At 66.0% G+C, this 13762-nt stretch carries 14 protein-coding genes; 8 read left to right on the top strand and 6 right to left on the bottom strand.

Annotated features, from left to right (window positions below; translation table 11 throughout):
• Positions 1-2 precede the first annotated feature (2 nt).
• From HZF05_RS02305 to HZF05_RS02290, 4 genes are all read left to right on the top strand, one after another.
• On the top strand, positions 3-998 hold the full coding sequence (locus tag HZF05_RS02305; RefSeq protein ID WP_160364994.1) for a flagellar motor protein MotB: 996 nt from the start codon (positions 3-5) through the stop codon (positions 996-998).
• Positions 999-1078: 80 nt separating this feature from the next.
• Positions 1079-1642 (top strand): hemerythrin domain-containing protein, encoded by a 564-nt coding sequence (locus HZF05_RS02300; RefSeq protein WP_160364993.1) that lies wholly within the window; start codon positions 1079-1081, stop codon positions 1640-1642.
• Positions 1643-1683: 41 nt separating this feature from the next.
• Positions 1684-2532: a D-amino-acid transaminase gene (locus HZF05_RS02295; protein ID WP_160364992.1), complete on the top strand. Its 849-nt coding sequence runs from the start codon at positions 1684-1686 to the stop codon at positions 2530-2532.
• 61 nt (positions 2533-2593) lie between these two features.
• Positions 2594-4309 (top strand): thiamine pyrophosphate-dependent enzyme, encoded by a 1716-nt coding sequence (locus HZF05_RS02290; protein WP_160364991.1) that lies wholly within the window; start codon positions 2594-2596, stop codon positions 4307-4309.
• 44 nt (positions 4310-4353) lie between these two features.
• On the opposite strand, the gene HZF05_RS02285 is transcribed toward HZF05_RS02290, so the two are convergent.
• Together HZF05_RS02285 and HZF05_RS02280 are read right to left on the bottom strand one after the other, a co-directional pair.
• Positions 4354-5091, bottom strand: a complete 738-nt coding sequence (locus HZF05_RS02285) for a dienelactone hydrolase family protein (protein WP_160364990.1) — start codon at positions 5089-5091, stop codon at positions 4354-4356.
• 58 nt (positions 5092-5149) lie between these two features.
• Positions 5150-6790: an FMN-binding glutamate synthase family protein gene (locus HZF05_RS02280; RefSeq protein WP_160364989.1), complete on the bottom strand. Its 1641-nt coding sequence runs from the start codon at positions 6788-6790 to the stop codon at positions 5150-5152.
• Positions 6791-6877: 87 nt separating this feature from the next.
• Here HZF05_RS02280 and HZF05_RS02275 point away from each other — a divergent pair, with 87 nt between their 5' ends.
• Together HZF05_RS02275 and HZF05_RS02270 are read left to right on the top strand one after the other, a co-directional pair.
• On the top strand, positions 6878-7663 hold the full coding sequence (locus HZF05_RS02275; protein WP_220129654.1) for a DODA-type extradiol aromatic ring-opening family dioxygenase: 786 nt from the start codon (positions 6878-6880) through the stop codon (positions 7661-7663).
• 21 nt (positions 7664-7684) lie between these two features.
• On the top strand, positions 7685-10018 hold the full coding sequence (locus HZF05_RS02270; RefSeq protein WP_160364987.1) for a GH92 family glycosyl hydrolase: 2334 nt from the start codon (positions 7685-7687) through the stop codon (positions 10016-10018).
• A gap of 5 nt (positions 10019-10023) precedes the next feature.
• On the opposite strand, the gene HZF05_RS02265 is transcribed toward HZF05_RS02270, so the two are convergent.
• Entirely contained in the window at positions 10024-10599 is a 576-nt protein-coding gene (locus tag HZF05_RS02265) for a hypothetical protein (RefSeq protein WP_160364986.1), read from the bottom strand.
• A gap of 179 nt (positions 10600-10778) precedes the next feature.
• On the opposite strand from HZF05_RS02265, the gene HZF05_RS02260 reads away from it, so the two are divergent.
• Positions 10779-11561, top strand: coding sequence for an SDR family NAD(P)-dependent oxidoreductase (locus HZF05_RS02260; RefSeq protein ID WP_160364985.1), 783 nt, complete (start codon positions 10779-10781; stop codon positions 11559-11561).
• Positions 11562-11570: 9 nt separating this feature from the next.
• Here HZF05_RS02260 and HZF05_RS02255 read toward each other — a convergent pair whose 3' ends face one another.
• From HZF05_RS02255 to HZF05_RS21690, 3 genes are all read right to left on the bottom strand, one after another.
• On the bottom strand, positions 11571-12449 hold the full coding sequence (locus HZF05_RS02255) for an RNA polymerase sigma factor SigJ (protein WP_160364984.1): 879 nt from the start codon (positions 12447-12449) through the stop codon (positions 11571-11573).
• On the bottom strand, positions 12436-12900 hold the full coding sequence (locus HZF05_RS02250) for a carboxymuconolactone decarboxylase family protein (RefSeq protein WP_160364983.1): 465 nt from the start codon (positions 12898-12900) through the stop codon (positions 12436-12438). The genes HZF05_RS02255 and HZF05_RS02250 overlap by 14 nt, the downstream gene beginning before the upstream one ends.
• A 130-nt stretch (positions 12901-13030) precedes the next feature.
• On the bottom strand, positions 13031-13204 hold the full coding sequence (locus HZF05_RS21690; protein WP_246331458.1) for a hypothetical protein: 174 nt from the start codon (positions 13202-13204) through the stop codon (positions 13031-13033).
• A gap of 1 nt (position 13205) precedes the next feature.
• Here HZF05_RS21690 and HZF05_RS02245 point away from each other — a divergent pair, with 1 nt between their 5' ends.
• A complete protein-coding gene (locus HZF05_RS02245) occupies positions 13206-13703 on the top strand; it encodes a cell wall hydrolase (protein WP_343046813.1) in 498 nt (165 codons plus the stop codon).
• Positions 13704-13762: the final 59 nt, after the last annotated feature.

Genomic DNA, 13762 nt, shown 5'->3' with positions numbered 1-13762 from the left:
CCATGGCCAGCGCCGCCAAGCGCGGCCGGAACGAGCCGGTCGAGCCGCCAAAGATCGTCATCGTCAAGAAGATCGTCGGCGAAGGCCATGGCGGCCATCACGGCGGCGCGTGGAAGGTCGCCTATGCCGACTTCGTGACGGCGATGATGGCCTTCTTCCTGCTTCTGTGGATTCTCGGCGCCACGACCGAGAAGCAGCGCAAGGGCATCGCCGACTATTTCTCGCCCACTCTCGTCGAGATGCGCGAGAAGTCGGCCGGCTCGAACGGGCCGTTCGGCGGCGATTCGATCATCTCCAAGGATCACTACGCGCACCGCGCCTCGCAGACCGGCTCCAAGTCGATCACCGTGCCCAAGGATGCGTCCGGCGGCGCCAAGGAAGGCGCGGCCGCGATCCGATCGCGCGATCGCGTGCGCTTCCAGATGCTCAAGCAGAAGCTCCAGCAGCAGATGAAGGCCAACAAGGCCACCAACAATCTCGACCAGCATGTCCGCTTCACGGAGACACCCGAGGGCCTGCGCATCGACATCGTCGACGGCGCCGACTTCTCGATGTTCGCGCTCGGCTCCGATCAGCTGGTATCGCGGGCGCAGCAGCTGATCGCCGAGGTCTCGCAGACCATCGCGACCGTGCCCAACGGCGTGATCGTGCGCGGCCATACCGACGGCCTGCCCTATGCGGCGGGTCGGCAGGTGAACAACTGGACGCTCTCCTCCGCGCGCGCCGAGGCGACCCGCAAGGCGCTGTCGCTGGGCGGCGTCGGCAACGACCGTTTCCTGCGCATCGAGGGCGTGGCCGATCGCGAGCCCTATCAGGGCGCCGCCGACGCCTACGACCCGCGCAACCGCCGCATGTCGATCACGCTCGCCTGGACCGACGGCGGTGCGGACGAAGGCGAGGTGAAGGCGATGCAGGCGCAGATCGGCGGCGGCGCGAGCAGCGGTGGCGCGAACGATCCCGGCCCCGAGGACCAGCCGCGCGGCTTCATCGCGCATTGATCGCCTGCGGCTCCAGGCCGTAACGATAGGAACGTCGCCGCCGGCGCTCCGTTTGACTCCCGAACCGAGGGAGACTCAACATGGGCAAGTATGCCAAGCGCAATGACGAGGGCGATCATCGCATCCTGAAGGACGATCCGGAGGCGATCGCGCTCCTGAAGGACGAGCATCACAAATTCCGCGAGCTGTTCGACAAGGCCGAGGATGCCGAGGGCGAGGCATTGGTTCCGATCGCCCGAGAGCTCTGCCTGCGCCTCGCCGTCCACATGACGATAGAGGAGGAACTGCTCTACCCCGCCGTGAAGGACCTCGGCGACGAGGAAAAGGACGAGGTCGACGAGGGCATCGTCGAGCATGCGTCGGGCAAGGCGCTCTGCGCGGAGATCGAGCAGCTCGACGGCACCGAGGAGCTGTTCAAATCCAAGGTCCATGTATTGGGCGAGGAGACCGTCCACCATATCGACGAGGAGGACGAGGAGCTGTTCGAGACCGCCAAGCAGGCGGCCAAGGATGGCAAGGTCGATCTCGACGCGCTGGGGCGCAAGATGCGCGACAGGCAGGCGGAATTGTACCAGCAGGTGGAAGAAACCGGGGAGACGGGCGTCACGCACGAAGCCGAGGTGGAAGAGGTGCCCAGCGTCTAGCCTCTCGCCAAGTCGCCGCTGCTTCGGCATAGGCGGCGGCCATGGCACGCATCGCTTACGTCAACGGCAGCTTCCTTCCCCTCCACGAGGCGAATGTCTCGATTCTCGATCGCGGCTTCCTGTTCGCTGACGGCATCTACGAGGTGACTGCCGTTCTCGACGGCAGGCTGGTCGATACGCCGCGCCATATGGCGCGCCTGGATCGCTCGGCACGCGAGATCGGCATGCGGCTGGCCGAAACACCCGAGCGGATCGAGGCGATCGAAAAGGAGCTGGTCGAGCGCAATCGGCTGACCGAAGGCGTGGTCTATCTGCAGGCGACGCGCGGTGCCGAGGATCGCGACTTCCTTCCCTCCCCCGATCTCGCGCCGACGCTGGTGATGTTCACCCAGGAAAAGGTGCTGGTCGACAGTCCGGCCGCGCGCACCGGCATCGGCGTCGCGACCGTGCCGGACATTCGCTGGGGCCGCCGCGACATCAAGAGCGTGATGCTGCTCGCGCAGGTGCTCGCCAAGCAGGAAGCGGCACGCAAGGGCGCGCAGGATGCGTGGCTGGTCACCGACGAGGGCATGGTGACGGAAGGCGCCTCCTCCACCGCGTGGATCCTGACGTATGACGGCAAGCTCGTCACCCGCGACAAGTCCCATGTCACGCTACCCGGCTGCACAGGCGACGCGCTGGCCGATCTCGTCGGCGAACTGGGGCTGACGATCGATTTCCGTCCTTTCTCGGTCGAGGAAGCGCTGGACGCGAAGGAAGCGTTCAACAGCGCCGCCGGATCGCTGATCCTGCCGATCGTCTCGATCGACGGTCGTCCGATCGGCGACGGCAGGCCCGGCCCCGTCACCACCCGCCTGCGCGAACTCTATATCGAGCACGCCCGCCGCTGACGTCGGAACGGGAGCGCGCCCGGAGGGTTTCGGTTCCGAAACTTTCGCCAAGGAGCCTCCCATGTCCCAGACCGTCGCCGAAGTCATCGTCGAGACTCTGGAGCAGGCGGGGGTCAAGCGCTGCTACGGCGTGCCGGGCGACACGCTGAACCACGTCACGGATGCGATCCGTGACAGTTCGATCCGCTGGGTCCATGTCCGGCATGAAGAAGCGGGCGGCTTTGCGGCCGGTGCCGACGCCATGCTCACCGGCGAGCTGGCGGCATGCGCCGGATCGTGCGGGCCGGGCAGCCTGCACTTCATCAACGGCCTGACCGAAAGCCATCGCAACCGCGCGCCGGTGGTGCTGATTGCCAGCCAGATCGTGCGCGACGAACTCGGTTTCGATTTCCCGCAGGAGATCGACTTCAACGCGATCTATTCCTCGGTCAGCGTCTTCTGCGAGGAGATCCGCACGCCAGCGCAGGCCCGTCGCAAGACGGCGATGGCTGCGCAGGCAGCGTTGGCGAAGCGCGGTGTCGCGGTGCTGATCGTGCCGGCCGACGTTTCTGCAGCGTCTGCGCCCGAAGAGCCAGCCTTCGCCGTCCACCGCGCACAACCCATCACGGTGCCGTCCGACAAGGAGCTGGATCGCATCGCCACCGCGCTCAACCAGGGCGGCAAGATCGCGATCTACGGCGGATCGGGCTGCCATGCGGCCCACGATCAGGTGATCGCGCTGGCCGAGCGGCTAGGCGCCCCGGTCGCCCACACATCGCGCGCCAAGGATTTCCTCGAGCCGGTCAACCCGTTCGACGTCGGCATGACCGGCATTTTCGGGATCGAGAGCGGCTATCACGCGCTCAGGGAGTGCGACACGCTGCTGCTGCTCGGCTGCGATTTCGCGTGGCGGCAATTCTATCCCGAGAAGGCGACGATCATCCAGATCGACATAGACGGCACCCATCTCGGCCGCCGCCACCCGATCGACATCGGCGCCGTGGGAGACGTGGCGCCGACCCTCGACGCGCTACTGCCGCGCATCCGGATGAAGGACGGGCGCGCCTTCCTCGACGAATGCCTGGAGCATCGCAAGAAGGCGCTGGCGCGGCAGGAAAAGCGCGCCGTCTCGGGCAAGGGTGGCGCGATCCATCCGCAATATCTGACCGAGACGATATCCCGCCTCGCCGCCCCCGATGCGGTCTATACGGCGGACGGCGGATCACCCATGGTTTGGTGCCTGCGCCACATCGCCGCGACAGGAACGAACCGGACCGTGATCTCGCTCACCCACGGCACGATGGCGAACGCCATGCCGCAGGCGCTGGGCGCCAAGGCCGCCTTCCCAGACCGGCAGGTGATCGCGCTCTCCGGTGACGGCGGGCTGGCGATGATGCTCGGCGACCTGCTGACAGCGGTGCAGGAGAAACTGCCGATCAAGGTCTGCGTGTTCGACAATTCGTCGCTGGGCTTCGTCGAGCTGGAGCAGAAGGTGGAAGGCCTGATCGAGACCTATACCGACCTCCACAACCCCGATTTCGCGCGGGTGGCGGAGGCAATGGGCTTCTGGGGCCGTCGCGTCGTGCAGGGCGACGATGTCGAGGCGGCGGTGCGCGACTGGCTCGCCACGCCGGGGCCGGCGCTGCTCGACGTCGTCGTGGACAAGAACGAGCTCGTAATGCCGCCGAAGATCGAGGCGAGCCAGGTGTTCGGCATGTCGCTCTACGGTGCGAAGGCGGTGCTCGGCGGCAAGGCCAAGGACGTGTTCGGCCTGATCAAGGAGAATCTGCTGAACTGACCGCATCGGTTCCTCCCCCCCTTGAAGGGGGGGGAGGATCGGAACTAGCCCAAGGTCCGCTCGAACAGATCGAGCATTTCCTTCCAGCCGCGCTCAGCCGCCGCCTCGTCGTAGACCGGGAAATCGGGCTTCATCCAGCCGTGCAGCGCGCCTTCGTAGATTTCGGCGCGGTAGGTGACGCCGGCCTCGTCGAGCGCCTGCTTCAGCCGCTCGTGCTGCTCGACCGGATAATGATCATCCTTGTCAGCGCCCGCAATATAGAGTTCGGCCTTGATCTTGGGCACAGACAGATGCGGGCTGTCCGGCTCGTCGGTGGCGAGGCGGCCGCCATGGAAGCTCGCCACCGCGACGATCCGATCGGGGTAGGTCGCCGCCGAGACGACCGCCATCCCGCCGCCCATGCAAAAGCCCACGGTGCCCGTATGCGCCTTCGCGTCGCCGCGGGCCGCGAGATATTCGAGGAGGTAGCCGGTGTCCTTCGCCGCCTTTTCGGGGTTGGTCGTGGCTAACAGCGGGGCGATATATTTCATGAAATCGCCGCTCGCGATCATCTCCTTCGGGGTCGGCAGGCTGTAGGGCCCGGCGCGATAGAAGAGGTCCGGTACCACCGCGAGATAGCCGTTCTCGGCGAGCCGGCGCCCGATATCGATCAGCGTCGGGCGGATGCCGCCAGCATCCATGTAGATGATCACCACCGGCCAGGGGCCCTCGCCCTCCGGCGTCAGGATATGGGTCGGGCAATCGCCGTCGGCGGTGCGGATCGAGACCTCTTCATACGCCATCGTCTTACTCCTGCGCTCAACCCCTCGCGCCCTCCGGTGGCGGGCCGACGGGCTATCGTCAAGCCGGCTCGCGGCGGCGGAAGCTGTCCGGGTCGGCGGAATCCCACCAGCGGCGCAGCGTATCGTGACGGGTGCCGGCCACCAGTTCGCCATCCTCCACGAAGGGGTAGATCTCGCTCATCTGCTTCATCTCGGCGACGTTGACGCGCTGGCGCAGATGATTGGGGCGGAAGTCGCTCGGCGAATCGAGGCCCGCCGCGACGACGATCTCGTGCAGCGCGTTGATCGTCGACTTGTGGAAGCGCGCCACCCGCTCGGCCTTTTCGGGCACGACGAGGCCGCGCTGGCGGGCAGGTGATTGCGTCGCGACGCCCGTCGGGCAGAGATCGGTGTGGCACTTCATCGACTGCACGCAGCCCAGCGAGAACATGAAGGCGCGCGCCGCGTTGCACCAGTCGGCGCCCAGCGCCGCGTTCATCGCGATCGCCGCACCCGACGTCACCTTGCCCGAGGCGGCAAGCCGAACCTGCCCCTTGAGCCCTGCGCCGACCAGCGCATTGCGCGCGATGATCAGGCCCTCGCGCAATGGCATGCCGACGCGATCGGAGAGCTCTTCGGGCGCGGCGCCGGTGCCCCCCTCGGCACCGTCGATGACGATGAAGTCGAGACGGATGCCGGTCGCCAGCATCGCCTTCATCACCGCCATCAGCTCGTGCGGGAAGCCGACGCACAGCTTGATGCCGACCGGCTTGCCGCCGGACAGATCGCGCATCTTCGCGGCGAACTCCAGCAGCTCCTTGGGCGTCGAGAAGGCCGAGTGCCCAGCGGGCGAGAGGCAATCCTTGCCCTCCTCGATATCGCGCGTATCGGCGATTTCCCTGGTCACCTTGGGGCCGGGCAACAGACCGCCATGGCCGGGCTTGGCGCCTTGGCTCAGCTTGATCTCGGTCATCTTCACCTGATCGAGCTGCGCCTTGTCGCGGAAATGCTCGGCATCGAAATGGCCGTCCTTGGTGCGACAGCCGAAATAGCCGGAGCCCAGCTCCCACACGATGTCGCCGCCATGCTTGCGGTGATAGGGGGAAAGGCTGCCTTCGCCGGTATCGTGGTAGAAGCCCCCGATCTTGGCGCCCAGGTTCAGGGCCTCGATCGCATTGGCGCCGAGCGATCCGAAGCTCATCGCCGAGATGTTGAGGCGGGACGCGGAATAGGGCTTGGAACATTGGTCAGAGCCCACCGTCACGCGCATATCCTTGGGCGCGGCGGCATTCGGCATCATCGAGTGGGCCAGCCACTCATATTCGCCCGAATAGACGTCCAGCTCGGTGCCAAAAGGATGCGCGTCCACATCGCCCTTGGCACGAGCATAGACCAGCGAGCGGTCGTCGATGCTGAACGGGCGGCCCTCCAGATTGCTCTCGACCACGTAGGCACGCAGAAACGGACGCAGCCATTCGAAGAACCAGCGGATGTGCGCGGAGGCCGGGTAGTTGCGGCGCAGGCTGTGCTCGGTCTGGCCGAGATCGATCAGCGCCACGACCAGCAGCGGCAGGGTCACTACCAGACCCCAGATCACATGCGGATGATGGCGGGAGATCAGCACCACCGCGATCGTCGCGGCGATGCTGCCCCAGAGGACGAGATTGCGCTCGAACCCGCTATCGGTGAACAGCGCCGCGCCGATATTCGCCCGAGCCATCCTCTTGCCTCCCTGTTTCGGCGCAGCCTAGCGCGCCGCGGCCCCCCACACCATATGGGCCGCAGATCGTTGCGTTATGGAGACGAAATGCGCCAGCCCAGCCTTTATATCCCGCACGGCGGCGGCCCCTGCTTCTTCATGGACGATCCGCGCGGGACATGGACGGGCATGGAGGCCTTCCTGCGCGACCTGCCGAAGTTGCTGCCGGAGCGGCCGAAAGCGATCCTGATCTGCTCCGGCCACTGGGAGACGGAAGGCTTCGCCTTCACCGGCGGCGCGCAGCCGGAGCTGATCTTCGATTATTACGGCTTCCCGCCGCATACCTACGAGCTGACCTACCCCGCGCCCGGTGATCCGGTGCTGGCGGCCAAGGCGACCGGCCTGCTGAACGCGGCGGGGGCACCCGCCAGCCTCGATGTCACGCGGGGCATAGATCACGGCGTGTTCGTGCCGCTCAAGGTAGCGTTTCCGGATGCCGATATCCCGGTGGTCGAGATGTCGACCGACCTGCGCCTCGACCCAGCCGAGCATCTCGCCGCCGGGCGTGCGCTCGCGCCGCTGCGCGACGACGGCGTGCTGATCGTCGGCGCTGGCATGAGCTTCCATAATATGCGCGGCTATGGGCGGACGTCCTCGACGGAACCGTCGCGCCAGTTCGATGCGTGGCTGGGCGAGGCCGCGACCGCCGAGCCGGCTGCGCGCGCCGGGGCGCTGGCGCGCTGGGCCGACGCCCCCTCGGGCCGTTTCTCGCATCCGCGCGAGGAGCATCTGCTGCCGCTGATGGTCGCGGCCGGGGCGAGCGAGGCGCCCGGCGAGCGTATCTTCAACGAGCTGGTGATGGAGACGGCGATCTCGGGCTTCCGCTTCGCCTGACGCGGTGCTGTAAGGGCGGGCATGTCGCTTGTCCGCCCCCTCGCCTCCGCCCTCGCTTTGATCCTTGCCGCGCCGGCGCTCGCCTCGCCGGGCTATGACGCGGTCGATCCGATGATCGGCACCAGCGGCGGAGGCCACACCTATCCGGGCGCATCTGCCCCCTTCGGCATGGTGCAGCTTTCGCCGGACACGGACACGAGCTGCGTGATCCGCGCCTGCTACGCGCACGCGGCAGGCTACCAATATAATGACCCCACGATTCAGGGGTTCAGCTTCACGCATTTCTCCGGTGCGGGGCATTCGGATCTCGGCGATTTCCTGATCGCGCCCGTCTCGGGCGACGCGGCGCCGCTGGAACCCGGCGATCCCGGGAAACCCGGCAGCGGCTACCGCTCGACCTTCTCGCATGCCAGCGAGAAGGCCCACCCCGGATATTATGCCGTCAATCTCGACAGCCAGAAGGTGATGGCCGAATTGACCGCCGGCACCCGCATCGGCGTCGCGCGCTTCACATTCGCGAATTGGCAGGCGCGGCAGGGTCTGGTGCTCGATCTGCGCAGCTCGCTCTACAATTATCCGGGCAAGACGATCTGGTCCTCCATACGCCTGCGGCCAGATGGAACCGTCACCGGCTGCCGTCAGACACGCGGCTGGGCGCCCGACCGCATCCTGTGCTTCGCGATGCGTTTCAACCTGACCATCGACAGCCATAGCTTCGTGAACACCGAAACCGATATTCCCTATAAGGGCTTTCAGGGACCTGGGCGCGACACCGATGATGTCGCGCAGCGTGAAGGCCGCGCGATCGTGGCCCGCTTCGAATTCGGCCTGGCCAACGATTTCTCCCACACCACGCACCCGCTGGAAGTGAAGGTGGGTATCTCATCGGTCGACGAAGCCGGCGCGATCGCCAATCTGGACAGCGAGCCGGGCAGTTTCGACGACATCTACAGCAAGACCAAAGCGTCATGGGAAGACGCGCTCAACGCTGTCGATCTCGATGCCCCGGCGGCGATGAAGACCAGCCTCTACACCGCGCTCTACCACAGCCTCCTCGCCCCCTCGGTCGCGAGCGATGTGGACGGGCGCTACCGCGGCACCGACAATCAGGTGCACGAGGCGAAAGACTTCACCTTCCGATCGACCTTCTCGCTGTGGGATACGTTCCGCGCCGAGCATCCCCTGCTCACCATCATCCAGCCGGAGCGGACCAACGCCGACTTCATCCGCTCGCTGGTGGAAAGTCAGAAGCAGAGTCCGTTCGGCATTCTCCCGGTCTGGCAATTTCAGGGGCGTGAGACGTGGTGCATGATCGGCTACCACGCCGTCCCCATCATCGCCGACGCCTACCTTAAGGGCATCAAGGGCTTCGATGCGGACGAGGCGCTGCACGCCATGGTCGCGAGCGCCACCTACGGCCCCTATGGCGACCTCGCCGATTATATGAAGCTCGGCTACGTGCCTATCGATAAGGAGCCTGAAGCCGCCTCCAAGACGGTCGAATACGCCTATGACGACTGGACCATCGCGCAGATGGCAAAGGCCATGGGCAACGCCAACATAGCCGCTACCTTCGCCAAGCGCGCCGCCAACTGGCGCAACGGCTTCGATCCGAAGACCGGCTGGGTCCGCGCCCGCCTTTCGACCGGCCAATTTCGCGAGCCGTTCGATCCCGTCTCGATCAAATACGGCTCCGATTACACCGAGGGCAATGCGTGGCAGTATAGCTGGTTCATGCCGCAGGACGAAGGCGGCCTGATCCGTGCGCTCGGCGGCGACGCGAAGACCGTCGCCAAGCTCGACGCGATGTTCGGCTACGACAACAGCAAGCTCGATTATTCAAACTCCGAGGACATTGCCGGCTTGATCGGCCAATACATCCACGGCAACGAGCCAAGCCATTCGGTCTCCTATCTCTATTCTTATGCCGGCCAGCCGTGGCGCACGCAGGAGCGGCTGAAGCAGATCGTCGACAGCCAGTACAAACCGACGCCCGACGGCCTCGTCGGCAACGACGATCTCGGCCAGATGTCGGCCTGGCTGCTGTTCACCGGGCTCGGCTTCTACCCGGTGACGCCGGGCAGCCTGCAATATGTGATCGGGCGGCCGTTCGTGGACCATGCCACGCTCAACCTGCCGGACGGCAAGCGCTTCGCTATCTTGACCGAAGGGCTTGGCGACGACCATCCCTATGTCGCAAAGGTGCTGCTGAACGGAAAGCCGCTGGACAAGGGCTACATCACCCACGCCCAGATCGAAGCGGGCGGCGAGCTGCGCTTCGTGATGTCGGCAACACCGAACAAGACGTGGGCGACCGCGAAGGCAGCCCGGCCCTATTCGATGACGGCCTATTAATCCCGTCAGCCGATCGCCTGCGCCGTGTAATCCCACAACGCGATCGCCATCAACGCCATGATCAGCAGCTTGTGCAGCCACTCGCGCCGCGACACGATCATGACGATATCGAAGGCCAGCGGGAGCATGTTCCCCCACCATTGCTCGATGAAGGTCGTCACCGTCGCGCCTGGGGAGGTGGTGCGCGGCGCCATGAATATGAAGATGGTGATGAAGATCGCGCTGCTCAGCAGCCAGAAGTAGCGGGCCACCTTCCAGTAATAGTCGCGAAGATCGATGCCGCCTTCGGGCACCTCGTCCGGAAACACGGCCGCCGCCATCAGGAACTGGAGGGTCAGGAGCGCGACATCGGGCAGGAAGGCACCGATCGAGACTTCCGTGGCTTGCGTGTAAAGACTGTAGGCGTTCCACCAGATCTCGATCAGGTTGAGCAGCTGGAGCACGGCCAGAACCGGCACCGGCCAGAACCATCGCACCCTGGGGCCAGCGATCATCAGCCGGTGGAAGCTGCTCAGCAAATCGGTGATGGCCATGCCGATGATGATGCTGACCAGTACGAGAATATGCCCGGACGGCCCCATCCCAATGCCCCTTTTCGATGCCCCGTGATGTTTCTAGCGGCGCATCTTCGCCAGTCCAGCCGATCGGCCCAGCTCCGCTTTGGGTGCCCCAAGCAAAATCAGCCATCGCGTCGCTTGCTCCGGCGCGGATGCACCCTACCTCCCGCCCGTAACGATCCCCGCACATGCAGGAGCCCCGAATGGATCTGAAACTCGCCGGCAAGACCGCCATCGTCACCGGATCGACGGCCGGCATCGGCCTCGCCATCGCCGAGCGGCTCGCCGCCGAGGGTGTGGAGGTCACCATCACTGGTCGCAGCCAAGCCAAGCTGGACGCCGCTGCCGAGCAGGTCGGCAAGTCGGGCAAGGTCAATCCGGTGCTGGCTGATCCCGCGACAACCGAGGGCGCGGCCGCGCTGATCGCCGCCGTTCCGGAGACCGACATCCTCGTCAACAATCTCGGCATCTACGAAGCAAAGGCCTTTACCGACATCAGCGATGCCGACTGGCATCACCTGTTCGAGGTGAACGTGGTTTCCGGCGCGCGCCTCGCCCGCCACTATTTCCCGAAGATGCTGGCGAAGGATTGGGGTCGGATCATCTTCATCTCGTCCGAAAGCAGCCTCGTCATCCCCGAGGAGATGATCCACTACGGCATGACCAAGACGGCGCAGCTCGCCATCGCGCGCGGCCTCGCGGCGCAGACCAAGGGCACCGGCGTGACGGTCAATTCGGTGATGCCGGGGCCGACCCGGTCCGAGGGCATTATCGATTTCGTGAAGAGCGTGCTGCCGGATGCGAAATCCGACGCGGAGGCCGAGGAGCAGTTCTTCGAGAAGATCCGCCCGCTCTCGCTGATCCGCCGCTTCATCGAGGCGGACGAGATCGGCGCGATGACCGCCTTCCTTGCCAGCCCGCTGGCCGCCGCCACCAACGGCGCCGCGATCCGCGCCGAGGGCGGAATCGTTCCGACGATCGCCTGATCCGCGCCGTCATCCTCCCCCGACGAGCTGCGCGACATGACGCAGCTTGTCGGGGTTGCGGGTGATGTAGATGCCAGCGATGCGGCCGTTGCGTATGTCGAGCGCGGTGGTCTGGAGCAATTCGCCGCGATCGATGCTGACATAGCCGGGCAAGCCGTCGATCGTAGCCAGGCGCAGCATTTGCGGCCGGAACGCGTGCTTGCGCGCGAGACCGGCGAACAGGCGGAGCATCTTGGCGAGGCCCCGGATCGGATTGTGGAAGGCGAGCACCTTTCCGCCGCCATCCGAATAGAGGACGACATCCTCTGCCAGCATCGATCGCAAGCCCGCCACGTCGCCATCGCGCGCGGCGGCGAAGAAGGCCCGCGTGATCCGCTCCGCTTCGGCCTGCTCGACCGTGTAGCGGGGCTTCGCGTCCTGCACGTGCCTGCGCGCGCGGGACGCCAGCTGGCGCACCGCCGCCGCATCGCGCTCGAGCGTGCCGGCGACATCGTTCAGCGCGACGCCGAACACGTCGTGGAGCAGGAAGGCCGCGCGCTCCAGCGGCGACAGACGCTCCAGCGCCAGCATCAGGGTGAGCGTGATGTCGTCGGCCTGATCCTCGTCATCCTCGGTCGATCCGACCAGCGGATCGGGCAACCATGCACCGACATAGGTCTCGCGCCGCACGCGGGCCGATCGCATCCGATCGAGGCACAATCGCGTCACGATGCGGGTGAGATAGGCCGATGGCTGGTCCACCGATTCCTCGACCCGCGACCAGCGCAGCCAGGCATCCTGCACCACGTCCTCGGCCTCGGCGAACGATCCCGTCATGCGATAGGCGAGGCGCAGCAACCGCTGCCGCTGCGTCTCGAACACCGTGGACGTCGCGTCAGGCGACTTCACGGGCGCGCTCGACCGGATGATCGGCGCGCAGGCCGATCGCCAGCCGGTTCCAGGCGTTGATCGCCCCGATCATCAGGGTCAGCTGCACCTGCTCCGCATCGCTGAACTCCGCCTTCAGCACTTCGTAATCGGCATCCGGCGCGTGCGTGTCGGCGATGCGGGTGAGCGCCTCGGTCCACGCCAGCGCGGCGCGCTCGCGAGAGGTGTAGAGCGACGACTCGTGCCACGCGTTCAGCATGTAGAGCCGCATCTCGCTCTCGCCCATCTTGCGCATATCGGTCGTGTGCATGTGGATGCAGAACGCACAGCCATTGATCTGCGAGGCGCGCAGCTTGACCAGTTCCTGGATGGTCTTCTCGATGCCGCTGTCGGCGAAGCTCTTCTCCAGGTCCATCATCGCCTTGATGCCGGCCGGAGCGAGACTGTAATAGTTGCGAACGCGCTGGGTCATCGCAAATCTCCCGAGGCGTGCACCATGCACGCATACCGACAGGACGAGACAGGCGAAGCCGGTGTGACATGGCTCGCGAAAAAATTCGAGAGAGGGTCAAACGCCGCCTCGCGCGCAGGCCCGCCGGCCGCTAACGCGCGGCGATGGCGCGAGGCGGGACGAGGCGGAGGAGGACGATCACCCGGCGGCGCTGGTCGCCCAGCCCGCTGGCGATGCTGGCGTTCGCCAGCGTCGCGATCCTGATCGGGTCGATTGCCTTCTGGCTCGCACATCCGCCGAAACCAGCGCCCCGACCGAAGTTCACGATGGACGAAGCTCGCGCCTACAACGCCCGCATCCCCTTCGTCTCCGGACCGCTGACGCCCGCCGCCCCCTTCCACTTCCACGGCACGCCGGCCGCGCGCGAGCAGGCGGTCCTGTGCCTCGCCACCGCCGCGCTCTACGAGGCGGGCGACGATCCTCGCGGGCAGGCCGCCGTGATCCAGGTGGTGCTCAACCGCGTGCGGGTGCCGGGCTTCCCCAAGACGGTGTGCGGCGTGGTCTATCAGGGATCGGGTCTGACGACCGGCTGCCAATTCTCCTTCACCTGCGACGGATCGGTGGCGCGGCGACCCGAGCATGCCGGCTGGGAGGCCGCCCGTCTGGAGGCGCGGCGCGCGCTCAGTGGCCACGTCTTTCGTGCGGTCGGCACCGCGACTCACTACCATGCCGACTGGATGGTGCCTTACTGGATCGGCTCGCTCGACAAGATCGCCAAGGTGAAGAGCCACATCTTCTATCGCCCCAAGGCGCCGGCATCCTGATCGCGGAGCAAGCCTGCGCAGGCCCATCATTCAATCAATGGCGATCGGGTTGGCCCTCC

This window comes from Sphingomonas chungangi (assembly GCF_013778325.1).
In the GTDB taxonomy this organism is placed as follows: Bacteria; Pseudomonadota; Alphaproteobacteria; order Sphingomonadales; family Sphingomonadaceae; genus Solisphingomonas; species Solisphingomonas chungangi.
The sequence above is the reverse complement of the archived record's forward strand: the minus strand, read 5'-3'. Positions and strand labels throughout refer to the sequence as shown.

Excerpts from the sequence above, each read along its gene's own strand:
- HZF05_RS02305 (WP_160364994.1), top strand. The coding sequence starts at position 3 with ATGGCCAGCGCCGCCAAGCGCGGCCGGAACGAGCCGGTCGAGCCGCCA.
- HZF05_RS02300 (WP_160364993.1), top strand. The coding sequence starts at position 1,079 with ATGGGCAAGTATGCCAAGCGCAATGACGAGGGCGATCATCGCATCCTG.
- HZF05_RS02295 (WP_160364992.1), top strand. The coding sequence starts at position 1,684 with ATGGCACGCATCGCTTACGTCAACGGCAGCTTCCTTCCCCTCCACGAG.
- HZF05_RS02290 (WP_160364991.1), top strand. The coding sequence starts at position 2,594 with ATGTCCCAGACCGTCGCCGAAGTCATCGTCGAGACTCTGGAGCAGGCG.
- HZF05_RS02285 (WP_160364990.1), bottom strand. The coding sequence starts at position 5,091 with ATGGCGTATGAAGAGGTCTCGATCCGCACCGCCGACGGCGATTGCCCG.
- HZF05_RS02280 (WP_160364989.1), bottom strand. The coding sequence starts at position 6,790 with ATGGCTCGGGCGAATATCGGCGCGGCGCTGTTCACCGATAGCGGGTTC.
- HZF05_RS02275 (WP_220129654.1), top strand. The coding sequence starts at position 6,878 with ATGCGCCAGCCCAGCCTTTATATCCCGCACGGCGGCGGCCCCTGCTTC.
- HZF05_RS02270 (WP_160364987.1), top strand. The coding sequence starts at position 7,685 with ATGTCGCTTGTCCGCCCCCTCGCCTCCGCCCTCGCTTTGATCCTTGCC.
- HZF05_RS02265 (WP_160364986.1), bottom strand. The coding sequence starts at position 10,599 with ATGGGGCCGTCCGGGCATATTCTCGTACTGGTCAGCATCATCATCGGC.
- HZF05_RS02260 (WP_160364985.1), top strand. The coding sequence starts at position 10,779 with ATGGATCTGAAACTCGCCGGCAAGACCGCCATCGTCACCGGATCGACG.
- HZF05_RS02250 (WP_160364983.1), bottom strand. The coding sequence starts at position 12,900 with ATGACCCAGCGCGTTCGCAACTATTACAGTCTCGCTCCGGCCGGCATC.
- HZF05_RS02245 (WP_343046813.1), top strand. The coding sequence starts at position 13,206 with ATGGACGAAGCTCGCGCCTACAACGCCCGCATCCCCTTCGTCTCCGGA.